The organism is Ralstonia psammae (assembly GCF_958405935.1).
In the GTDB taxonomy this organism is placed as follows: Bacteria; Pseudomonadota; Gammaproteobacteria; order Burkholderiales; family Burkholderiaceae; genus Ralstonia; species Ralstonia psammae.
Window position 1 is genome coordinate 66,057 of the sequence record NZ_CATZBU010000012.1, and the last position, 21,729, is coordinate 87,785.

The following is a 21,729-nucleotide window of genomic DNA, read 5'->3' on the forward strand; positions in this document are numbered from 1 at the left end:
CGTGCTGTACCTGGCGGCGGCAAAGAAAGTCCTTGCGCTAGAGTGCGCTCTAGCACCTGTAATCGAAGCGTTCCCCCTAGGAGACTCGCAATGAACGCGCTCGAGAACAAGCAGATCTTGCAGACGGCTTTTGCCGAACTGGCTGCGAGCAACGCCAAGCCCTTCGTTGATCTCATGGCAGATGATTTCTGCTGGGTGTGTACCGGTACGACGCGGTGGTCGCGACGCTATGCAGGCAAGCAGACGGTGCTGGACGAACTGTTGGCTCCGCTGCGCGCAAAGCTCGGGCGCATCACGACGGTTGCCAAGCGGTTTACTGCCGATGGCGATACCGTGGTCGTGGAAGCGCAAGGTCGCAACACGACGCGCGACGGCGTCTCCTATAACAATCAGTACTGTTTCGTCATCCGCATGCACGAGGGCAAGATGCGCGAGCTGATCGAATACTTCGACACCGATCTCGTCAACCGGGCGCTCGGCGATCCGGCGGATGTCTCCACCGAGTCCCATGGCTGAGCGCGATCCGGCGCATTTGCTGATCGGTGCCTTGGCTGAACGCACGGGCCGCAGCATTCATACGATTCGTTGGTACGAGGCGCAGGGCCTGATTCCTGGTGTTGCGCGTAATGCAACGGGGCGACGTGTCTACACCGAGCAGCACGTCAACTGGCTCGAGTTGATGGAGCGCCTGCGCGACACGGGGATGTCGGTCGCACAGATGCGCGAATACACGGCGCTGGTGTGCGAAGGCCGCAGCACCTTGAAGGCTCGGCATGCGTTGCTGGTTGCGCATCGTGCGCAGGTGACGCAGACGATTGCCGAGTGGACGCGCTCGCTCGCGCTGATCGACGGCAAGATCGATTTCTACGGTGAATGGGTGGCCACGGGAACACGCCCGGCACGCGAGCCCAGCCTGTCGCAAAGCACCGCGAAAACCAGCACTCGCCGCAAGCCCTCGCGCTAGCGAGGTGGCGGCGGCGATGATCGATCCGTTGCCCGCCGATACCGCGCCGGCGTCATCCCCAGTTGCTGCTTGAACGCTTTGCCGAACGCCGCCTCGGATTGGTAACCGACACGCGCGCCGATTTCGCCTGCACTGAGCCCTGTATGAATCAACGCATCGCACGCGAGTGTCATGCGCACACGCGTGAGGAAGTCCCACACCGTCATGTCGGCTCGCGCCTTGAAGTGTCGCGCGTAGGTGGCGCGTGACATGGCCGCCAGATCGGCGAGGGTGTCGATGGTCCACGCGCGTTCGGGCGCGCTGAGCAGGGCCTGTATGGAGGGCCCGAGGCGCGCGTCCGACAGCAGCGTCAGCGTGCCGGGGCTCGCGTTTTCCCGCTGGCCGTAGACGCGCAGTGCCATTGTCAGCAGCGCCTGGCTCAGTGAGGTGACGATCGCCAGCGCGCCGGGCGCGCGCGTTTCGGCTTCGTCGCGCATCAGCCCAATGAGTGCTTGCAGCGCCGGAAACGACGCGCTATCGCGCAATGACACGTGCAGCGGATCGGGCAACGTACGTACCAGCAACGTGGTCGATCCGTGCTCGTGAACGAAGCGTCCGCAGAGCAGGTCGACCTCGGCGGCACCCCGGCCGGTTTGGCGAAGCGGCAGCATGCCGTCGTGCGATGTGCGGGGCTTGCGGGTGGGCGTGTCCGCAGCGCCGGGGTCATGAATCGTGTGTGCTGCGCCGCGCGGGAAGAGGATGAAATCGCCTTCGCGCAGCGTGAGCGTGCGGCCGCCGGTGTCGACCAGGCAACTGCCCGACAGGACGAGGTGGAACAGGACTTGGTCATTCGGTTCCAGATCGTGCGGGATCGAGAACGGCCCCTGGAACAGGCAGCGCAAATCGAGACTGGCCTGTGGCCGGGTGAGCTGAATGAATTGGCTGAGCGCGTCCATTGAGACGATTTCGACAAAAATTTCGTGAAACAAGTATTCAATGGATCGCCATTGAAGGCAATACTCTTCCCAAGGGCGCCGGCATCGGGCCAGCGCCACACCACCGGAGCACATCATGCTGAATTGGGTCGAGTATCGGAAGGAATTGCTGGGTCGCATTGGCGAGATCGGTCAAATCACGCCGGATACGGTGAAGGGCTACAAGACGCTGTCGGCTGCGACGACCGGCAGCCTGGATGCGAAGACACGCGAGTTGATTGCGCTGGCTGTGGCGGTGACCACGCGTTGCGATGGCTGTATCACCGTGCATACGGCCGAGGCGATCAAGCATGGCGCAACGCACGAGGAGATTGCCGACGCGCTCAGCGTGGCGATTTCGCTCAATGCCGGGGCAGCGTTGGTGTACTCGGCGCGCGTGATGGACGCGGTGCAGGCCTACGAGAAGACCTGACGGAGTCGGTTAGCGTGCGATCCGCAGACGGCAGGTTGCCTGTCGGGCCTCCCCGGGGGCGAGCAGGTGCAGGCCTTCGCCGTGGTGGATCGCATTTGGCAGGCCCATCCATGGTTCGATGCAGTAGAAGTCGGATGTGGCGTTTTCCGTCCAGGTGGTGATGGCGTGCCAGGGTACCGGTGCGCCGTCTACCTCGAAACGAATGCGCCGGCCGAGCGGCGCGTCTGAATGCGGCGGGATGACCAGCGTGGCTGCGCCGGCGTCATCGAGCAGGTGATAGCGGTCTTGCAGCGCTGGGTCGTCGAGCTGGTAGGTCCTGCGGCCCGGCTCGGGTCTGTCGAGACTGCCATCGGACAGTTGGCGCGACAGCCGCGTCGGCGGCATCGACAGCTCCGTCGCGCCACGCAATGCATGCGGTAGCGCGAGGTAGAAATGATGACCGGCGTAGAACGGCATCGGCGCATGCGCGTCGCCTTCGTCCAGATGCTTGACGGAGAAGACGGCTTCCAGCCCATCGTGAATCAGCCGGTACGTCACGCGAAATTCAAAGGCAAACGGATAGCCTTGGCGCGTCTCGGGGCTGTCGGACAGCAGGAGGACGATGTGCGCGTCGCTCGCGTCTTCCACCTTGAACGGCAGGTCGCGTGCAAAGCCGTGTTGCGGCAGTGCGTGAAGTTGTCCGCGCGCGTCGCGCCAGCGACCGATCTCGCCATCCACGAAATGCCGGCCGATGAAGGGAAACAGCAGCGGATTGCCGCCACGGACCTTGGCAGGATTGGACCAATCGGCCGGTTCGGGCCAGAAAAGGACGTCTTCGCCGCGATGGCGCCAACGCACCAACCGGCCGCCGGCTTCGGGGGCGAGCAGCAGCATGGAGCCGTCGGTGTGCCGGTCACCGATGCGGATGAGCGTGCGGTCCTGAAAGCGGGCGGTGGGCAGGTCGTGCATGGGCTGGGCGGAGTGGCTTGTTGGCATGGGAATCGCGTACTAGATTGTCAATGCGTTTTGCCCGGAGGGAAACCATGTCCGTCAATTGCATGCTGCCCGCACATACCGTTCCCCAGCCCGACGAGCCTTCGCCGCCGGGGATTCCCCCAGATCTGCCATCGCCCGATGAACCGCCGCCGCCAGTCGAGCCACCGGAGGTGTCGAGCAAGTAATCTGCTGTTACCAATCGTCACAGCTTTGCGTGAAGCGGTTCGTAAGATAGCGCCAGTTCCCGCGCAACTGCGCGTTTCCACAACGACAATACGAGCCCAATCATGTCGATTCTCCCGCGTCTGACCCTGTGCGCTGTACTGGCGGCCTCCATGGCCGGCTGTGTCGTGGCGCCGCCGCAGCCAACGCGAACGGTTGTGGTGCGTGAGCCGGTTCCGGTCGCGGCGCCTGCGCCGGTGGACCCGCGCGCCCGCTTCGATCAAGTGCAGGGCCGCCTCGCGGAAGAATTCCATCGCGTCGATGTACGCCAATCGCAGGGCTACATCGATCCGTACCGCGCTGATGGCCTGCGCGACCGCCTGCGCCGCATCCGCCAGGAAGCCAATGACATGGCCAGCCAGCATCGCGGCGGCTTGTCCGGCGATGAGCAGCGCGCGCTGAACGACGAACTCGGCGCCGTGGCGCACGATATCGGCCGCTAAATCGCCTTCTCCCATCCCCTCATTCGCCGATGTTGCGTTGCAATATCGGCGAAATGCATTGTTGCGCCGCGATGCGTGCGCAACCGGCGGAAGCTGATACGCTTGCGTTCCTCCTGAACGAGCAAGCCCGACTCCGACGCAGCTTCCTGCGGCCGGTTCTGGCCTTGTGCCGTGCGAAAGATCATCCACTGCGACTGCGATTGTTTTTACGCTGCCATCGAAATGCGCGACGATCCGCGCCTGGTCGGCAAGCCGCTGGCCGTCGGGGGACGGCCAGAGCGGCGCGGCGTGGTCGCGACCTGCAACTACGAGGCGCGCAAGTTCGGCATCCATTCGGCGATGCCCATGGCGCAGGCCGTCAAACGCTGCCCGGACTTGCTGATCGTGCCGCCGTCCATGGACAAGTACCGGCAGGTCGCGCGCCAGATCTTTGCCATCTATCACAGCTATACGCCGCTGGTGGAACCGCTCTCGCTGGACGAGGCATACCTGGACGTGACCGATAGCCCGATGCTAGCGGGCAGCGGCACGCGAATCGCTGAAGACATCCGCCACCGCGTGCGCGAAGAGATCGGCATTACCGTGTCGGCGGGCGTAGCGCCGAACAAGTTCATCGCCAAGATCGCCAGTGACTGGAACAAGCCCGACGGCCTGTTCGTCGTGCGACCAGAGCAGATCGACGCGTTTGTTGCGCAACTGCCCGTCGATCGCCTGTTCGGGGTGGGCAAGGTGACCGCTGCCAAGCTGCGCCGCCTCGGTGCTGAAACCTGCGGCGACTTGCGCGCCTGGGGCACCGACCGCTTGCAGCAGCATTTCGGCGTGTTCGGTTTCCGGCTGCACGACCTTTGCCGCGGCATCGATCATCGGCAGGTACAGCCCTCGCAGATCCGCAAGTCGGTCAGCGTGGAAGAAACCTACGCCACCGATCTGCGCACGCTCGATGACTGCCAGCGTGAACTGATCATCCTCGTCGAGCAGCTTGCCGCCCGCGTCGAGCGTGCCCGCGCCGCCAACATGATCCACAAAACCTACGTCAAGCTGCGCTTTGCCGATTTTCGTGGCACGACGGTGGAGTGCATCTCGCCGCAGGTGTCCTTGCCGGTGTTCTCCAAGCTGCTGACGCAGGGGTTTGAGCGCCGCGGCATTCCTGTGCGATTGCTCGGCGTGGGCGTACGGTTGTATGAATCGGATGCGCATGCGCGCCAGCAACCGCTGTTTGCCGAAGACCCAGCCGCCGAGTGAGAGGGCCCCTCCCCCCGGCAATCGGGTCGGAATTATCCTATTTTCCTGTCTACTTGACGGCGATAGAAGGGCGGTATGTCGCCTGCGGGTAAAATGCCCGCTTTTTTGCATAATCCGCCGCCGCGCACCAAACGTGCGCGACAGTGCATGCCGTCACATTCGGCTGCACGCAGACAGGAGACGCAGTCAATGAGTTTGTTTCGTACCAAAAACGTGGATCACATGATCCGCACGGGTCACAGCGATACCGGCCTGAAGAAAGTCCTCGGTCCGCTCGATCTGACCTTCCTGGGCGTCGGCGCCATCATCGGTACCGGCATCTTCGTGCTGACCGGCACCGGAGCCCTGACCGCAGGGCCGGCGCTAACCTTGTCCTTCATCGTTGCAGCGCTCGCCTGCGGGTTTGCCGCGCTGTGCTATGCCGAATTCGCCTCGACCATTCCCGTGTCGGGCTCCATCTACACGTATGCCTACGCCACGATGGGCGAACTGGTCGCCTGGATCATCGGCTGGGATCTGATGCTCGAATATGGCTTGGCCACATCCGCTGTGTCGGTGGGCTGGTCGGGCTATTTCCAATCGCTGCTGTCGGGCTTCGGCCTTCATCTGCCTGTGGCGCTCACCGCCGCACCGGGCGCGATTCCGGGCGTGCCGACGCTGTTCAACCTGCCGGCGATGGTGATCATGCTGCTGATCACGACGCTGCTGTCGTTTGGCATTCGCGAATCGGCGCGCGCCAACAACATCATGGTGGCGATCAAGGTGACGGTGGTGCTGCTGTTCATTGTCGTGGGTGTGCGCCATGTGCAGCCGGCCAACTGGCAGCCGTTCATGCCGTTCGGCATGGAAGGCGTGTTCGGCGCGGCGGCCATCGTATTCTTCGCTTTCATCGGCTTCGATGCGGTGACGTCCGCGGCCGAAGAGGTGCGCAATCCAAAGCGTGACTTGCCGATCGGCATCATCGGTTCGCTGGCTGTCTGTACGATTCTCTATGTGCTCGTGGCCGCCATCATGACGGGCATCGTGCCGTTCGCGAAGTTTGCCGGCGTGGATCACCCCGTGTCGCTGGCGCTGCAAGTGGCCGGCGAAAGCTGGGTGGCGGGTTTTGTCGACCTGGGCGCCATCATCGGCATGACCACCGTGATCCTGGTGATGGCGTACGGCCAGACGCGCATCATCTTCGCCATGTCGCGCGACGGTCTGCTGCCCAAGCGCCTGTCGCACATTCATCCGCGCTATGCGACGCCGTTCCTGAACACCTGGGTGGTCGGCATCGTCTTCGCGGTGATTGCCGCATTCGTGCCGCTGAACGTGCTGGCCGAGCTGATCAACATCGGCACGCTGGCGGCGTTCTCGCTGATTGCCGTTGCCGTGCTGGTACTGCGTCGTACGCGTCCGGACCTGCATCGCGGCTTCCGCTGCCCTGGCGTGCCGGTGGTGCCGCTGCTGGCTATTGGCATGTGCCTGTTCCTGATGAGCCATCTGCAGGCCGTCACCTGGATAGCCTTCGTTGTGTGGGTCGCAATCGGCTTGCTGGTGTACTTTGGCTACGCGCGCCGCCGTTCGTTGCTGCACACGTCGGAACATGGCGCCGCGCCGGTTTCCGAAACGGCGCACTGATCAATAGCGGCGCGTCCATTCCCTGACGACATGGTTGCCACGCGGCCGCGCACTGTCGTTCAGGCCGCCGGCTGAGTGGATTTCCGCTCAGTCGGCGCGCAACTATTACAACGCCGGTGTATTGCGTTCAATTGCCGCGCTTTTTTGGCGATGGTTCCAACGCATCGGGCGCTGACATCAACGTGTCGCAAACCATGTGGTTGCATGAGCAGGCACACTTTGGCTGCATGTCCGGCACGCGCCTTGCATGTGGCTTCCGCTTTGCTCGGATGAGCAAGTGCGCGACCCTGACAAAAAAGCATAGCTGCGACGAGGGGCGCGCGAGGCCTGATGCTGCCTAGGATGGCGGCCTTAAGTCACCGTTCAAGGGCTGCGATGCGGCAAATGACGCTCGCACGTGCATCGCAAGCTGTGGTTAAAATGATCTGTGCAGTCAGACACGATGTCTGACGAAACCTTGCCGGCCCCCCCGCACGGTTTCCACGCAACAGCGTGTGCGTTGTTGTCCATTGCAATCGGAGGGCTTTGACGATGGAAATCAAGTTCGAAAAGAAAGAAGCGTACGACATCAACAACGAAGGCTTGTTGTTCGACGCACTGGTCGACGGTGAAAAGGTGACTTGCGTGGCAACGCGCGAGGCCCTTTGGGAAGGCCTGGAAGGTGATCAGGTGTTGTCGCTTCAGGCAGCCTTTGAGGCTGGCCAAGAGCGGATCCAGGATGCCGCCCGCGTGCTCATTGCAGACGGCGTGCAGCGATCTCATGGATTGGATGATTTGCCGCAACCGGTCGTGGTCAAGCGCGCGCACATTGCCGTGGTCTGAGTCTGATCGATTGCCCGCGTAGACATCGACGTGCTCGATGCCTCTGCCTGGCGGACACATCGTCCGCTGCCTGAAAAGCCGGTCCGCGTGACCGGCTTTTTCATTGCGCCGCAGTTTCCCGACTTGACATGACCGCCATCCGACTTGATTATTAACATGTTAATTAGTTGAGGTGACAGGAGACACCATGCTGCGAAGCAGAGTGGTATTGCCGGAAGGCCAAGTACTGCAGACGGTGTTTGCATCTGCCGCCGAACCTGCGGGTTCCTTGCGTTGGCTGCCACCGGTTGAAGGCACCGTCGTCGGCACGTTGCTGAACTACCGCGGCGAACTGGATGCGCTGGGCGACACGCTATCTGCGCCGCCTTACCAGGCGCCGCCCAAGGCGCCCATCCTGTATCTCAAGCCGGCCAACACGCATATCGGCCATGGCCACGATGTGGCGATGCCGGCAGACGTCGATGGCGTTTGGGTCGGTGCTTGCCTGGGCGTGGTGATCGGTTGTACTGCCACGCGCGTGCCTGCGCCGCACGCCGCGGATGTCATCGCCGGCTACATGATCGTCAACGACCTGACCGTGCCGCATGCGAGCTACTACCGCCCGGCGATCCGCCACAAGTGTCGCGATGGCTTTTGCCCGATGGGGCCATGGATCGTCGACTGCGATGATGTACCGGACGCCGATGCACTCGACATCACCGTGCGCATCAACGGCGAGATCAAACAGCGGGCAAACACATCGACGCTGGTGCGGCCGATCGCGCAACTGCTTGCCGACGTGACGGCATTCATGACGCTTGAAGCGGGCGATGTGCTGCTCGTTGGCATGCCCGAGAATCCGCCGCTGGCGCGCGCCGGTGATCGCATCGATATCGAGATCGCCCACATTGGCACGCTGACGACGGCGTTGGTCTGCCCAGCGCAGGAGGGTTCGCGATGAAACACGCGCGGATTGCCTATGAGGGTGCGATCCATCATGTCACTGCCGTGCACGGCAGTGACATCCACCTGCAACTGGCCGACGGCCGCGTCCTCCACGAAACCGAAGTCGTCTGGTTGCCGCCGGTCGAGCCGCGCACGGTCTTCGCGCTGGGCCTGAACTACGCCGACCACGCCAAGGAGCTGGCCTTCAAAGCGCCCGAGGAGCCGCTGGCGTTCTTGAAGGGCCCGAATACCCTGATTGGCCATCGTGCCCGCACCGTGCGTCCGGCTGGCGTCGCGTTCATGCACTACGAATGCGAGCTGGTCGTGGTGATCGGCAAGACCGCGTGCAATGTGCCGCGCGAGCAGGCTTATGAATACGTGGCCGGATATACAGTGGCCAACGATTACGCCATCCGCGACTACCTCGAGAATTACTACCGCCCGAACCTGCGCGTGAAGAGCCGCGACACGTGCACGCCCATCGGGCCATGGCTGGTCGACCGGGACGACGTGCCCGATCCCATGAGCCTCGCGCTGCGCACCACCGTCAACGGCCGTGTCACGCAAGAAGGCAGCACGCGCGACATGATCTTCGACGTTCCGGCGTTGATCGCGTGGTTCTCCAGCTTCATGACGCTCAGCCCCGGCGACATGATCCTGACCGGCACGCCCGAGGGTTTGGCCGACACGCAACCCGGCGATGAAGTCATCACCGAAATTGAAGGCATCGGCAGGCTGGTGAACACCATCGAAGCCGAACAACTGAACAAGGAGCGCGCATGAGCCCCGTCAAGGTGGACCCTGTCAAGCATTGGATCGACGGCCGCCAGGTCGACAGCGTCGAGCGTTTCATCACGACCAACCCCGCGACGGGCGAGGCGTTTGCCGAGGTGGCGTCAGCTGGCGAGGCGGAGATCAACGCGGCGGTAGCGGCAGCCAAGGCGGCATTCCCGGCGTGGGCCAACATGCCGGCCAAGCAGCGCGCCAAGCTGATGCGCCGCCTGGGCGAGCTGATCGAGCAGAACGTCCCGCACCTGGCCGCGCTGGAAACAATGGACACCGGCCTGCCGATTGCGCAGACGAGCAAGCAACTCATTCCGCGTGCTTCCGAGAATTTCCATTTCTTCGCCGAGGTGTGCACGCAGGTCAACGGCCGCACGTATCCGGTTGATGATCAGATGCTGAACTACACGCTGTATCAGCCGGTAGGCGTGTGCGCTTTGATCTCGCCGTGGAACGTGCCGTTCATGACGGCCACCTGGAAGGTCGCACCGTGTCTGGCGCTGGGCAATACGGCAGTGCTGAAGATGTCGGAACTGTCGCCGCTGACGGCGGATCAGCTTGGCCGCCTGGCGCTGGAAGCAGGCATTCCGCCGGGCGTGCTGAACGTGGTGCAAGGCTATGGCGCCACGGCGGGCGACGCGCTGGTGCGCCATCCGGATGTGCGCGTGGTGTCATTCACCGGCGGTACGGCTACCGGCAAGCGCATCATGGAGCGCGCTGGGCTGAAAAAATTCTCGATGGAGCTGGGTGGCAAATCGCCTGTGCTGGTCTTCGAAGATGCGGACCAGGATCGCGCGCTGGATGCCTCGCTATTCACCATCTTTTCGATCAACGGCGAGCGCTGTACGGCCGGTTCGCGCATCTTTGTGCAGGAGCGTGTCTACGACGATTTCGTGCGCAAGTTTGCCGAGCGTGCCAAGCGGCTTGTGGTGGGCGATCCGACCGATGACAAGACCCATGTCGGCTCGATGATCACGCGCGCGCATTGGGAGAAGGTCACGGGCTATATCCGCCTGGGCGAGCAGGAAGGCGCGAGAATTTTGGCTGGGGGTGCGGAGAAGCCCGCGGGCTTGCCCGACCACCTGAAGAACGGCCACTTCGTCGCACCCACGGTGCTGGCCAACGTCGACAATCGCATGCGCGTGGCCCAGGAAGAAATCTTCGGCCCCGTGGCTTGCCTGATCCCGTTCAAGGATGAAGCCGATGGCCTGAAACTCGCCAATGACGTGGAGTACGGGCTGGCCTCGTATATCTGGACGCAGGATGTAGGCAAGGTGCACCGTGTGGCGCGCGCGATCGAGGCCGGCATGGTGTTCGTCAACAGCCAGAATGTGCGCGACCTGCGGCAGCCTTTTGGGGGTGTAAAAGCATCCGGTACCGGGCGGGAGGGCGGCGAGTACAGTCTGGAGGTATTTGCCGAGATCAAGAACGTCTGTATCTCGATGGGCAGCCACCATATCCCGCGCTGGGGCGTTTGACGCACCGCCGGGCACACCAAAACACAAGGGCGGAAGGAGACACCATGGGCAAGCTGGCCTTGGCCGCGAAGATCACCCACGTGCCGTCGATGTATCTGTCGGAACTGCCGGGCAAACACCATGGCTGCCGCGACGCGGCCATTGACGGGCATCGCATCATCGGGCAGCGTTGCCGCGATCTGGGTGTGGACACCATCGTCGTGTCCGACGTGCACTGGCTGGTCAACGCTGGCTACCACGTCAATTGCAATGCGCGCTTCGAAGGCGTCTACACGAGCAACGAGCTGCCGCATTTCATCAAGGACATGCGGTATGCCTATCCCGGCAATCCGGCGCTGGGCCGATTGATTGCGGAGACGGCAACGGAGCGCGGCGTATTCACGCGTGCGCACGAGATCGACAGCCTCGAACTCGAATACGGCACGCTGGTGCCGATGCGCTACATGAACAGCGACCAGCACTTCAAGGTCGTGTCGATTGCAGGCTGGTGCGCGTGGCACACACTGGATGAAAGCCGCCGCTTCGGTGCCGCGCTGTTCGACGCCATCGAGGCCAGCGACAGCACCGTCGCGTTCCTCGCCAGCGGGTCGCTCTCGCACCGCTTCAACGACAACGGCAGCCCCGAAGAATCCATCCACCAGATCAGCCGCGAGTTCTACCGGCAAGTCGACCTGCGCGTGGTTGATCTGTGGAAGCAGGGCGACTGGAAGACCTTCTGCGCGATGCTGCCCGAGTACGCATCGCTGTGCGAAGGCGAGGGCGGCATGCACGACACGGCCATGCTGCTTGGCTTGCTGGGCTGGGATGCTTATGACAAGGGCGTCGAGGTCATCACTGAATATTTCCCCAGTTCCGGCACGGGCCAGATCAACGCGATCTTCCCGTTGCCCGAATGTGGGCAAACCGGAGCATGAGGAGGCCACCATGCCGCATGTCATCGTCGAATACACCGACAACCTGGGCGCCGACGCCCGCATCCCCGAATTGCTGCAGACGATGAACGAGACGCTGATTGCGCAGCATGGCGTGTTTCCGACCGGCGGTATCCGCTCGCGCGCCATCAAGCTGACCGACTACCGCGTGGCCGACGGCAAGGAGGACGACGCCTTCGTCCATGTCACGCTCAAGATCGGAGCGGGCCGCACGCCCGAGGTCAGGCGGGCCGCGTGTGATGCGCTGTTCGAGGCGGTCAAGGCGCATTTTGCGGAAGCCTTCGCGCGCCGTTATCTGGCGCTGTCGATGGAGCTGACCGAATTCGACGAGGGCGGCAGCTACAAGCACAACAACATCCACGCGCGTTTTCGCAAGGCTTGACCCATGCTCGACACCACGACCATCCAGACCATTGCGCGCCGCTTGCATCAGGCCGAGATCGACCGCAAGCAGATCCGCCAGGTTTCGCTTGATCACCCCGACATCACCATCGAAGACGCCTATGCCGTCCAGCGCGAATGGGTCGCGATGAAGCTCGCGGCGGGGCGGCGCCTGAAGGGCCACAAGATCGGTTTGACGTCACGCGCAATGCAGCAGTCTTCACAGATCGACGAGCCGGACTACGGTGCGCTGCTTGACGACATGTTCTTTGCCGAGGGCAGCGAGATCCCGGCCAGCCGTTTCATCGTGCCGCGCGTGGAAGTGGAACTCGCCTTTGTGCTCGGCAAGCGACTGGAGGGGCCGGAGGTGACGCTGTTCGATGTGTACGACGCGGTGGACCACGTGATACCTGCGCTGGAGATCATCGACGCGCGTTCGCAATCGATCGATCCCGACAGCGGGCGCCCACGCAAGGTGTTTGACACGATTGCCGACAACGCCGCCAATGCCGGCGTCGTGATGGGCGGCCGACCTATCCGTATGCGCGATGTGGACCTGCGTTGGGTCAGCGCCATCTTTTCACGCAACGCGGTCATCGAAGAGACGGGCGTGGCGGCCGGAGTGCTGAACCACCCGGCCAACGGTGTCGTCTGGCTGGCCAACAAGCTGGCGCCGCACGGCGTGGCGCTGGAGCCAGGGCAGGTCATCCTCGGCGGTTCGTTCACACGGCCGGTGCCTGCCCGGCCCGGTGATACATTCCATTGCGACTACGGTCCGCTCGGCAGCATCGCCTGCCATTTCGTCTAACGCTCAAAGGACGCCTCGCCATGCAACTCCCGGTGAACAACTTCAAGCACGCGCCGAATCAGCTGCAATCGACACTCGCGCAGTTGCAGGCGGTTGCACCGTACGTGTCGCATCCCATCGTGCGGCCTGCCTGGAACGATGCGGTCGAGATCAAGCGCCTGCTGGATATCGGCGCGCAGACACTGCTGGTTCCGATGGTCCAGAACGCCGACGAGGCGCGGGCCGCCGTGGAGGCCATGCGCTATCCCCCGAACGGCATTCGCGGCGTTGGCAGTGCGCTGGCTCGTGCATCACGCTGGAACCGCGTGGACGATTACCTCCACCAAGCCGATGCGCAGATGTGCACGCTCATCCAGGTCGAAACTGCAGAAAGCCTGGAGCATCTCGACGCAATTCTTGCAGTGCAAGGCGTAGATGGCGTCTTCATTGGCCCTGGCGACCTAGCGGCGTCCATGGGGCACCTCGGCGCGCCTGGGCATCCGGAAGTCCGCAAGGCGATCGACGCAGCGATTGAACGCATCGTTGCGTCCGGCAAGGCGGCGGGCATTCTGTCAGCGGATCAGGCGCAGGCGAAGCACTACCTGTCGCTCGGTGCGACCTTCGTTGCGGTGGGGACGGATGTCACGCTGCTGGCGCGCAGTGCCGAACAACTGGCGCAGGCATTCAAGGGAGAGGGCGCTGCCCAGCCGCAGCCGCAGCCGGTTGGCAGCGTGTATTGACGGGCGCTACTCGTCGTCAGTGAAACGCCCGATTGGCGTGTGCGTTTCCATGACGTGGATCGACTCGTCGATGGTGGCGTAGAGCGCGTCCAGCCGCGCGCGACCCAGTTGCGCTTCGATGCGCGCGTACTCGGCATCCACCTGCGGTTCCACATCGGCCAGGAACTGGCGGCTCTTGGGCGTGAGCGAAATCACCTGTCGGCGCTGGTCCACCGACGACTTCGTCCGCACGATCATTTCGGATTGTTCCATGGCCGCCAGCATGCGCGTCAGGCTCGGGCTCAGGATCAGGCATGCATCGGCGAGCTGGTTGGGCTCCATGTCGCCGGTATCGTTGAGCGTACGTAGCACGCGCCATTGCTGTTCAGTGATGCCGTGCTCGCGCAGGATCGGCCTAAAGCGCGCCATGAAAGTCTCACGCGCGCGCAGCAGCAGATGCGGCAGATTGCGGTGCTTGAAGGCGGAAGGCATGCCCGGCGCTCCTTATGCGCTGCGCAAGGCGGCGACCACGGGCGTGTGGTCCGAAGGCTGCTCCCACGTGCGTGGCACGCGGTCGATATGGCACGACTCGCACAGCTTGGCGAGTTCAGGCGACAGCATGATGTGGTCGATCCGCAGGCCGGCGTTGCGCTTGAAGCCGAACATGCGGTAATCCCACCACGAGAACAGCTTGTCTTCCTGCTCGAACAGCCGGAAGGCATCGACCAGTCCGGCGCCTTCCATCGCACGAAACGCCGCGCGCTCTTCGGGCGAGACCAAGTTCTGGCCCTCCCACTTTTTCGGGTCGTGTACGTCGCGGTCTTCGGGGGCGATGTTGAAATCGCCCAGCAGCATCAGGCGCGGGTTTGCGGCCATCTCGCTCGTCAGCCACGCCTGTAGCGCCTCCAGCCAGCGCAGCTTGTAGACGAACTTGTCGGAATCGAGTGCCTGTCCGTTGGGAATGTAGGCAGAAATCACGCGGACCGGGCCACCGTCCACGTCATACGTGGCAGCCACGATGCGCTGCTGCTCGTCGGCAAAGCCCGGGATGTTCTTCACCACATCGCGGCCTTCGGGCACAGACGCCTTGCGCGCTAGGATGGCGACACCGTTGTATGTCTTCTGACCGGTGAACAACGACGCGTAGCCGGCGGCGTCCAACTCGGCCAGCGGGTAGCGGTCATCGGGCAGCTTGAGTTCCTGCAGGCAGAGCAGGTCGATGGGCGTGGCGTCGGCTTCGCGCTCGGCCAGCCACTGCAGCACGTGCGGTAGGCGGACCTTCAGGGAGTTGACGTTCCAGGTGGCGACACGCATGAGGGCTCGGTCCTTGCAAATGGCGACGGCGTGCAAGTTGGCGCCGTCCAGGGGTGCGGTATTGTGCCATCAAGCGCTGCGGACTCGAATGAAAAGCGCCGCTTCGGCGCAAAGCACGAAGCGGCGTTGTCATGGCTGGCGCAGCAGGCTGTTACGCGGCTTCCGCCATCATGCCGCCATGGCGCAGCAATGCATCGATGCTCGGCGCACGGCCGCGGAAAGCCGTGAACGATTCGATAGCCGGGCGGCTGCCGCCAACGGCCAGCACTTCACGGCGATAGCGTGCTCCGGTTTCCGCATCGAGTACCGAGCCACCGAGCTTGCTGGCCTCTTCAAACGCCGCATAAGCATCTGCCGACAATACCTCGGCCCACTTGTAGCTGTAGTAGCCCGCCGCATAGCCACCCGCAAAGATGTGGCTGAACGTGTTCGGCCAGCGCGACAACTCGGCCTGCGGCACCACGTGGAAGCGATTGTTGATCTGGCGCGACAGCTCCAGCACCGACGTTGTGCCCTTGGGGTCGAAGTCCGTGTGCAGGTGCATGTCGAACGTCGAGAACACGATCTGGCGCAGCGTCGCCATGCCGTTCTGGAAGTTCTTCGCGGCCAGCATGCTGTCGTACAGCTTGCGCGGCAGCGGTTCGCCGGAATTCACATGGCGGGTCATGCGCGAGAGCACTTCCCATTCCCAGCAGAAGTTTTCCATGAACTGCGATGGCAGCTCCACCGCGTCCCATTCCACGCCGTTGATGCCCGACACGCCCAGCTCATCCACCTGCGTGAGCATGTGGTGCAGGCCGTGGCCGAACTCGTGGAAGAGGGTGATGACCTCGTCGTGGGTGAACAGCGCGGGCTTGTTGCCGACCGGTCCGGAGAAGTTGCAGGTGAGGTAAGCCACCGGGGTTTGCACGCCCGCATCGTCCAGCAGCTTGCGCCCGCGTGCGTCGTCCATCCACGCACCGCCGCGCTTGCCTTCGCGTGCGTACAGGTCGATGTAGAACTGTGCGAGCAGCTCGCCCTGGGCAGATTCGACTCGGAAGAAGCGTACGTCCGGATGCCATACCGCCGCGGGTTCCGGCTGGATCTTCACCGAGAACAGCGTCTGCACGACATTGAACAGACCATCCAGCACGGCGGGTTCCGGGAAGTACTGTTTCACTTCCTGCTCGGAGAAGGCGTAGCGGGCCTCGCGCAGCTTTTCCGATGCGTAGGCCATGTCCCACGGTTCGAGCCTGTCGATGCCGAGCGTGGTCTTGGCAAAGGACTGCAGCTCTTCCCAATCCTTCTCGGCAAAGGGGCGGGCGCGGTCGGCCAGTTCACCCAGGAAGCGCAGCACGTCTTCGGGCGAATCGGCCATCTTCGGCACGAGCGACACCTCGCCGAAATTGCGATACCCCAGCATGTGCGCTTCTTCGGTACGCAGCGTGAGCTGTTCGGCCATGTTGGCGGTGTTGTCCCACTCGGCCTTGCCGCCGCCGTACTGCGCGCCCAGTTCGGACGCGCGCGTGACATTGGCCTCGTACAGCGTGCGGCGCAGCGCGCGGTCGTCCGCGTATTGCAGCACCGGGAAGTACGACGGGAAGTGCAGCGAAAACTTCCAGCCGGTCGCGGCGGGATTGTCGCGGCGTGCAGCTTCCTGCGCAGCCTGCTTGGCGTCGTCGGGCAGGCCGGCCAGGCGGGCTTCGTCCTCGATCACCAGTGCGTAGGCGTTGGTCGCATCCAGGACGTGGTCGCTGAAGGCCTTGGTCAGTTGCGCCTGCTGTTCCTGAATGGCGGCAAAGCGAGGTTTTTGGTCTTCGGGGAGTTCAGCGCCACCCAGGCGGAAGCCACGCAGTTCGTTCTCCAGCAGCTTCTTGCGGGCGGGCGACAGGGTGGCGTATTCCGCGCTGTCGGCAATCGCCTTGTACTTCTCGAACAGTTCCAGATCCTGACCCAGGCCCGACCAGAACTCGGTCACGCGCGGCAGATTGGCGGCATGGGCCTCGCGCAGCGCCGGCGTGTCGGCTACGGCGCTCAGGTGGCTGACGATGCCCCAGGCGCGGCCCAGCGGCTCGGTCGCGTCTTCCAGTGCGGTCACGACGGTGTTCCAGCTCACTGGCGTGGCCGGGTCTTTGACCTGCGCGACCGCCGATGCGGCGCGCTCGAGCAGCACGTCGACGGCGGGCGTGATGTGTTCGGGGCGGATGTCCGCAAAGCGCGGCAGACCGGAAAAATCGAGCAGCGGATTGTTGGCCGGGGTGGCAACCTTGGGCGAAATGTCGGTCATGGCGGGCTCGATAGAAATATTCGTGGGACAAAAAAAGCGTCCGATCCAAGAGGTGGGGACGCTTTTTCCGTTTCCAACTGGATCAAGGTGAAGCTTACGCCGCCAGCGCGGCTCCTTCAGCAGCGCGCTCGGCGGCTTCCAGGGTATTGATCAGCAGCATGGTGATCGTCATCGGGCCGACACCGCCCGGCACCGGGGTGATGTAGCCCGCGACTTCCTTGACGCCGGCAAAGTCGACGTCGCCACACAGCTTGCCCGCGTCGTCGCGGTTCATGCCGACGTCGATGACGACGGCGCCCGGCTTGACCATGTCGGCGGTGATGATGTTGCGACGGCCCACGGCGGCCACGATGATGTCAGCCTCACGCGTGTGCGCGCCCAGATCGCGTGTCTTGCTGTTGCAGATCGTGATGGTGGCGCCGGCTTGCAGCAGCAGCATCGCCATCGGTTTGCCGACGATGTTCGAGGCGCCGACCACGACCGCATTGGCGCCGCGCACCGGGTAGTTGATCGATTCCAGCATCTTCATGCAACCGTACGGGGTGCATGGGCGGAACAGCGGGGCGCCGGTCATCAGGGCACCGGCATTGGCCACGTGGAAACCATCGACGTCCTTCTCGGGCGCGATGGCTTCGAGCACCTTGTGGCTATCGATGTGCTTGGGCAGCGGGAGTTGGACCAGGATGCCGTGGATGCGCGGGTCGCGGTTCAGCGCGTCGATGCGGCCGAGCAGGTCAGCTTCGGTCAGATCAGCGGGGTAGCGGTCGAAGCTGGACAGAAAGCCGTTGTCTTCGCAGGCCTTGATCTTGTTGCGAACGTAGACCTGGCTTGCCGGGTCTTCGCCGACGAGGACGACAGCGAGGCCGGGCTGGTGGCCGCGCGCGGTCAGGGCTGCGGCGCGTTGTGCGGCCTCGGCACGGAGTTGTTTGGCAAGCGCGTTGCCGTCAATGAGTTGGGCGGTCATGGCTGGGCGGAGGAGGGAGAGGGCAAACCGCGATTATAAATCGCCGCCTTCCTTCCAGCCGCCCGGACGAGCACTTGGCCGTTCCTGCGGCGAATCAGGCGTTGCGCGACAGGGCCAGGCGCAGCAGGTCTGCCACCGTGTTCACGTTGAGTTTTTCCATGATGTTGGCGCGGTGCGCTTCCACCGTCTTGATGGAAATGCCCAGGTCGTCGGCAATCTGCTTGTTCAGGCGGCCGGCGACGATGCGCTCCAGCACTTGCTGCTCGCGTGTGGTCAGGCGGCCGAGCAGGTCCTTGGCGGCCTTTTGTTCGCGGGCGACCGAGTCTTCGCTGCGCGCCTTGCTGAGCATGCGTTCAACCAGCTCGCGCAGTTCGGATTCATCGAACGGCTTTTCGATGAAGTCGACCGCGCCTTTCTTCATGGTCGACACCGCCATCGGCACGTCGCCGTGGCCAGTGACGAAGACGATGGGCATGCGGCTGTTTTCGGCCAGCAGGCGGTCTTGCAGCTCGGGGCCGCTCATGCCTTGCATGCGCACATCGAGGATCAGGCAGCCGACGCCCTCGCCGCGCTTGTCGTCCACCAGGAATTCTTCGGCACTGCGGTAGGTGCGGACGGTGTAGCCGTTGCCTTCGAGCAGCCACGTCAACGAGTCACGCATGGCTTCATCGTCGTCGACGACGAACACGGTTTCGTTGCGCGGCGCAACTGCAGCGGGCGTTGTGCTCATGGAGGAGTCCTCGGTCTACGTTCTATGTTTTAACAACGATTTACAGCGGATTCAGCGGCAGGATGATTTTAAACGTACAGCCGATGCCATCGGCATTGTTTTCTACCCAAAGCCTGCCGAGGTGGGATTCTATGATGGAGCGGCAAATATTCAGCCCCATGCCCATGCCGTCGGATTTTGTACTGAAGAATGGCTCGAACAGCCGCTCCTTGGTGCTGTCGTCCACGCCCGGGCCTTGGTCGATCACCTCGATCAGCACGGAGTTTTCCGGGTCGTTAATCAGGTTGGCGTGCAGGCGCAGGACGCTGGCAGCGCGCAGGCGCGGGTGGGCTGCCATGGCTTCGGCGGCATTTTTGAGCAGATTGACGAGCACCTGCTCGATCAGCACCGGGTCGACATACAGAGGCGGCAGGTCGCCCGGCAAGCGCGTGAGGATGGTGATGCCGCGCCGCGTAGCTTCCAGTTCGGCCAGGCCGACGGCGTCGGCCACGATCTCGCGCAGGTCGGATTCGCGCCGCTGCGGCTGACTGCGTTTCACGAAGCCGCGGATGCGCTGGATGATGGTGCCGGCACGCACGGCCTGGGCGGAGGTCTTCTCAAGCACGGGGATCAGCTCTTCCGGCGTGCTGCGTCCGCTCTTGAGGCGCCCGACGGCGCCCATGCAGTAGTTGTTGATGGCGGCCAGCGGCTGGTTCAGTTCGTGTGCCAGCGACGAGGCCATCTCCCCCATCGTCGTCAGGCGGCTGGTGAACTGCAGGCGTTCTTCGTGCTGGCGCGTCATCTCTTCAGCGGCCTTGCGCACGGTGATGTCGGTGGCGATCTGCATCTGTGCGAGGTGGCCGTCGACCCATTGGATGTAGCGGCGCCGCACTTCAAACCACTTTTGCATCGATGGCACGTAGATTTCGCGCGCGTCCGCCGCATGCGGCGTCAGCTCGGAGGCGGGCAGGCCGGCGTAGGCGTCCACCAGATCGAGCGCATCGCTGGAAACGTCTTCCGTGCTGACGTCATTACCGGAAAGCTGCAGATGGCCGAACGCCTCCCAGCCGAAGAGCTGGCGGTAGTAACGGTTGGCGAACAGCAGCTCGGCCTTGTCGGTCGAGAGCACGGACACGGCCGCGTCCAGGCTTTCCAGCACGGTGGTGAATCGGTCGTGCGCGGCGGCCAGGTCTTCACGGGCGCGCTTGGGCTCGGTGATGTCCGTGATGGAACTCATCCACCCTGTGTGCCGGCCGCGCGCGTCGATCAACGGCGAGACGTACATTCGCGCATAGAAGCTCGTGCCGTCGCGGCGCATCATGCGCAATTCCATGCCGTTGGCCGGCGCCTTGCCGCGCAGGGTCAGCTCGATGTGCTTCTGCATCTCGCCGATCTCATTGGGCGGCCAGTAGGGGAAGGGCGGCATGCGGCCGACCAGCTCGGCTTCGGTCCAGCCGATCATGCGGCAGAACGCGGGGTTCACGTAGGTGATGCGGCCGTTGAGGTCGAGCGAACGCATGCCGATCACCATGGAGTTCTCCATGGCGCGCCGGAACGACGTTTCCGCCAGCAGCGCGCGCTGCGCTTCAGAACGGCGGCTGGTGTGTCGCCATACGCTCCAGAGGCTCCAGATCACAAAGCATGACAGGCCGGCGACCAGCCACATCAGCATGTTGTTGGGCAGGTTGGACGGTGCCGGATACGCCTCGGCCCGCAGCGACAGCGAATGCCCCGGCGGATCCAGCAGCACCTCGTAGGACGCTGCCGCCTTGGGCACTGGCCGCAACGACGTGCTCGCGCGGACCACGTTGTTTTTGTCGACCAGCGAAAAGCGGTAGCGGTCGGTCAGTTCGCCCGGTAGCAGTTGCGTGAGGATGCCTGTGACCGAATACATGGCGCCGACCGTGCCCAGGAATTCGTTGTCGCGCACGATGGGGACTTCCATGAGCATGAAGCTCTCGCCGCGCTCATTCTGGATGGGGCGGGAATAGACGGCGCGCTGCGTTTCACGCGCGGCGTCGTAGGCGGCTTGGATTTCGGGCTCGAGCGGGTGCTCGCGCGTTTCGCGCACGCGCGCAGTGAATTCGGAGGTGGACGGGAACGCCCAGCGCGGGCGGCGCGTGGCATCCAGCCAGTTGATGAAGACCAGTTCGGGGTTCTCGCGCAGAAGCTGGCGGGCAGCATCGCGATAGGCGCTCGGGTCAAGCTGCGCGGCCCCGATATCGCGCGCCAGGGCGGCCACTTGATCCTGGTTGCTCTGCAGGGACAGGCGAACCTTCTGCTCGGCCCAGGCGGCATCGCGGTAGAGGGCGTCGCGCTGCTGCTGCACCTCGGTCGCGTGCAACTGATACAGGATGAAGATCATCGCGCCGGCAAACAGCACGATTGCCACCAGCGGGATGAACATGAACCAGCTGGTCGTCCACAGCCGGCCCAGTCGGGTCAGCCACAGGCGGCGAGGCATGTTCGGACGCACGACTTCGTCTGACGGCAACTCGGACGCGTTCACGGAAATGGGCGCAGGCGCAGCAGGCGTTGACGGCTCGGACTTGGCGGCCGGGTCCTGCGAAGCGTGGGAGGGGGCAAGCATGATGGGCGGACGAACGCCGGAATTCTGCGGAGGTAAGGGAGTGGACATCTGTGCAACTGCGCAAAACTAAGTGTAACGGCAATCAACTTGCGGGTCGCTTGGGGAAACCGCTTGGTGAGGTGTCTTGCCCGCTCGAAAAATGCTGCGATGCAATATCAAAAGTGATTTGTTTTGCATCGCAGTAATATTCCGCATTATAAAAAACCAT

At 63.5% G+C, this 21,729-nt stretch carries 21 protein-coding genes and 1 pseudogene; 14 read left to right on the forward strand and 8 right to left on the reverse strand.

Annotated features, from left to right (window positions below; genetic code table 11):
• Nucleotides 1–90 precede the first annotated feature (90 nt).
• On the forward strand, nucleotides 91–516 hold the full coding sequence (locus tag R2N16_RS19990) for a nuclear transport factor 2 family protein (RefSeq protein WP_316667854.1): 426 nt from the start codon (nucleotides 91–93) through the stop codon (nucleotides 514–516).
• Nucleotides 509–964 carry a MerR family transcriptional regulator gene (locus R2N16_RS19995; protein ID WP_316667856.1) on the forward strand — a complete coding sequence of 152 codons (456 nt, stop codon included), beginning with the start codon at nucleotides 509–511 and terminating at the stop codon, nucleotides 962–964. The genes R2N16_RS19990 and R2N16_RS19995 overlap by 8 nt, the downstream gene beginning before the upstream one ends.
• On the opposite strand, the gene R2N16_RS20000 is transcribed toward R2N16_RS19995, so the two are convergent.
• The gene (locus R2N16_RS20000; RefSeq protein WP_316667858.1) at nucleotides 961–1,899 is read right to left on the reverse strand and encodes an AraC family transcriptional regulator; all 939 of its coding nucleotides are present in this window, start codon (nucleotides 1,897–1,899) and stop codon (nucleotides 961–963) included. The genes R2N16_RS19995 and R2N16_RS20000 overlap by 4 nt on opposite strands.
• A 115-nt stretch (nucleotides 1,900–2,014) precedes the next feature.
• Between R2N16_RS20000 and R2N16_RS20005 the strand changes: the two genes are divergently transcribed.
• Complete coding sequence (locus R2N16_RS20005) at nucleotides 2,015–2,350, forward strand: carboxymuconolactone decarboxylase family protein (protein WP_316667859.1); 336 nt, start codon at nucleotides 2,015–2,017, stop codon at nucleotides 2,348–2,350.
• A gap of 9 nt (nucleotides 2,351–2,359) precedes the next feature.
• Here R2N16_RS20005 and R2N16_RS20010 read toward each other — a convergent pair whose 3' ends face one another.
• Entirely contained in the window at nucleotides 2,360–3,298 is a 939-nt protein-coding gene (locus R2N16_RS20010; RefSeq protein ID WP_316668008.1) for an aldose epimerase family protein, read from the reverse strand.
• A 314-nt stretch (nucleotides 3,299–3,612) separates the two neighbouring features.
• On the opposite strand from R2N16_RS20010, the gene R2N16_RS20015 reads away from it, so the two are divergent.
• The 11 genes and pseudogenes from R2N16_RS20015 to R2N16_RS20065 form a co-directional block, all read left to right on the forward strand.
• Nucleotides 3,613–3,990, forward strand: coding sequence for a hypothetical protein (locus R2N16_RS20015; RefSeq protein ID WP_316667862.1), 378 nt, complete (start codon nucleotides 3,613–3,615; stop codon nucleotides 3,988–3,990).
• A 171-nt stretch (nucleotides 3,991–4,161) separates the two neighbouring features.
• A complete protein-coding gene (gene dinB / locus R2N16_RS20020) occupies nucleotides 4,162–5,232 on the forward strand; it encodes a DNA polymerase IV (protein ID WP_316667865.1) in 1,071 nt (356 codons plus the stop codon).
• Nucleotides 5,233–5,421: 189 nt separating this feature from the next.
• On the forward strand, nucleotides 5,422–6,852 hold the full coding sequence (gene bcaP / locus R2N16_RS20025; protein WP_316667867.1) for a branched-chain amino acid transporter BcaP: 1,431 nt from the start codon (nucleotides 5,422–5,424) through the stop codon (nucleotides 6,850–6,852).
• Nucleotides 6,853–7,383: 531 nt separating this feature from the next.
• On the forward strand, nucleotides 7,384–7,674 hold the full coding sequence (locus R2N16_RS20030; protein WP_316667869.1) for a DUF1488 family protein: 291 nt from the start codon (nucleotides 7,384–7,386) through the stop codon (nucleotides 7,672–7,674).
• 187 nt (nucleotides 7,675–7,861) lie between these two features.
• The gene (locus R2N16_RS20035) at nucleotides 7,862–8,614 is read left to right on the forward strand and encodes a fumarylacetoacetate hydrolase family protein (RefSeq protein ID WP_316667871.1); all 753 of its coding nucleotides are present in this window, start codon (nucleotides 7,862–7,864) and stop codon (nucleotides 8,612–8,614) included.
• Nucleotides 8,611–9,381: a fumarylacetoacetate hydrolase family protein gene (locus R2N16_RS20040; RefSeq protein ID WP_316667873.1), complete on the forward strand. Its 771-nt coding sequence runs from the start codon at nucleotides 8,611–8,613 to the stop codon at nucleotides 9,379–9,381. The genes R2N16_RS20035 and R2N16_RS20040 overlap by 4 nt, the downstream gene beginning before the upstream one ends.
• A complete protein-coding gene (gene hpaE / locus R2N16_RS20045) occupies nucleotides 9,378–10,859 on the forward strand; it encodes a 5-carboxymethyl-2-hydroxymuconate semialdehyde dehydrogenase (protein ID WP_316667874.1) in 1,482 nt (493 codons plus the stop codon). Before R2N16_RS20040 ends, hpaE begins: the two co-directional genes overlap by 4 nt.
• 44 nt (nucleotides 10,860–10,903) lie before the next feature.
• Nucleotides 10,904–11,773, forward strand: a complete 870-nt coding sequence (gene hpaD, locus R2N16_RS20050) for a 3,4-dihydroxyphenylacetate 2,3-dioxygenase (protein ID WP_316667877.1) — start codon at nucleotides 10,904–10,906, stop codon at nucleotides 11,771–11,773.
• 10 nt (nucleotides 11,774–11,783) lie between these two features.
• Nucleotides 11,784–12,173: a 5-carboxymethyl-2-hydroxymuconate Delta-isomerase gene (locus R2N16_RS20055; RefSeq protein ID WP_316667879.1), complete on the forward strand. Its 390-nt coding sequence runs from the start codon at nucleotides 11,784–11,786 to the stop codon at nucleotides 12,171–12,173.
• 3 nt (nucleotides 12,174–12,176) lie between these two features.
• The gene (gene hpaH, locus R2N16_RS20060; protein ID WP_316667881.1) at nucleotides 12,177–12,980 is read left to right on the forward strand and encodes a 2-oxo-hept-4-ene-1,7-dioate hydratase; all 804 of its coding nucleotides are present in this window, start codon (nucleotides 12,177–12,179) and stop codon (nucleotides 12,978–12,980) included.
• A 44-nt stretch (nucleotides 12,981–13,024) separates the two neighbouring features.
• Nucleotides 13,025–13,699: pseudogene (locus R2N16_RS20065) on the forward strand (aldolase/citrate lyase family protein); the annotation flags it as partial.
• A 6-nt stretch (nucleotides 13,700–13,705) separates the two neighbouring features.
• On the opposite strand, the gene hpaR reads toward R2N16_RS20065, so the two are convergent.
• The 6 genes from hpaR to R2N16_RS20095 all read right to left on the reverse strand — a co-directional run bounded on the left by hpaR (nucleotide 13,706) and on the right by R2N16_RS20095 (nucleotide 21,569).
• Complete coding sequence (hpaR, locus tag R2N16_RS20070) at nucleotides 13,706–14,170, reverse strand: homoprotocatechuate degradation operon regulator HpaR (protein ID WP_316667883.1); 465 nt, start codon at nucleotides 14,168–14,170, stop codon at nucleotides 13,706–13,708.
• A 12-nt stretch (nucleotides 14,171–14,182) separates the two neighbouring features.
• Nucleotides 14,183–14,992, reverse strand: coding sequence for an exodeoxyribonuclease III (gene xth, locus R2N16_RS20075; protein ID WP_316667885.1), 810 nt, complete (start codon nucleotides 14,990–14,992; stop codon nucleotides 14,183–14,185).
• A 151-nt stretch (nucleotides 14,993–15,143) separates the two neighbouring features.
• Nucleotides 15,144–17,258, reverse strand: a complete 2,115-nt coding sequence (locus R2N16_RS20080) for a M3 family metallopeptidase (RefSeq protein ID WP_316667886.1) — start codon at nucleotides 17,256–17,258, stop codon at nucleotides 15,144–15,146.
• 94 nt (nucleotides 17,259–17,352) lie between these two features.
• A complete protein-coding gene (gene folD / locus R2N16_RS20085; RefSeq protein WP_316667888.1) occupies nucleotides 17,353–18,222 on the reverse strand; it encodes a bifunctional methylenetetrahydrofolate dehydrogenase/methenyltetrahydrofolate cyclohydrolase FolD in 870 nt (289 codons plus the stop codon).
• 94 nt (nucleotides 18,223–18,316) lie between these two features.
• A complete protein-coding gene (locus R2N16_RS20090; RefSeq protein ID WP_024975528.1) occupies nucleotides 18,317–18,952 on the reverse strand; it encodes a response regulator transcription factor in 636 nt (211 codons plus the stop codon).
• Between the two features lie 40 nt (nucleotides 18,953–18,992).
• Nucleotides 18,993–21,569, reverse strand: a complete 2,577-nt coding sequence (locus R2N16_RS20095; RefSeq protein ID WP_428984150.1) for a PAS domain S-box protein — start codon at nucleotides 21,567–21,569, stop codon at nucleotides 18,993–18,995.
• Nucleotides 21,570–21,729: the final 160 nt, after the last annotated feature.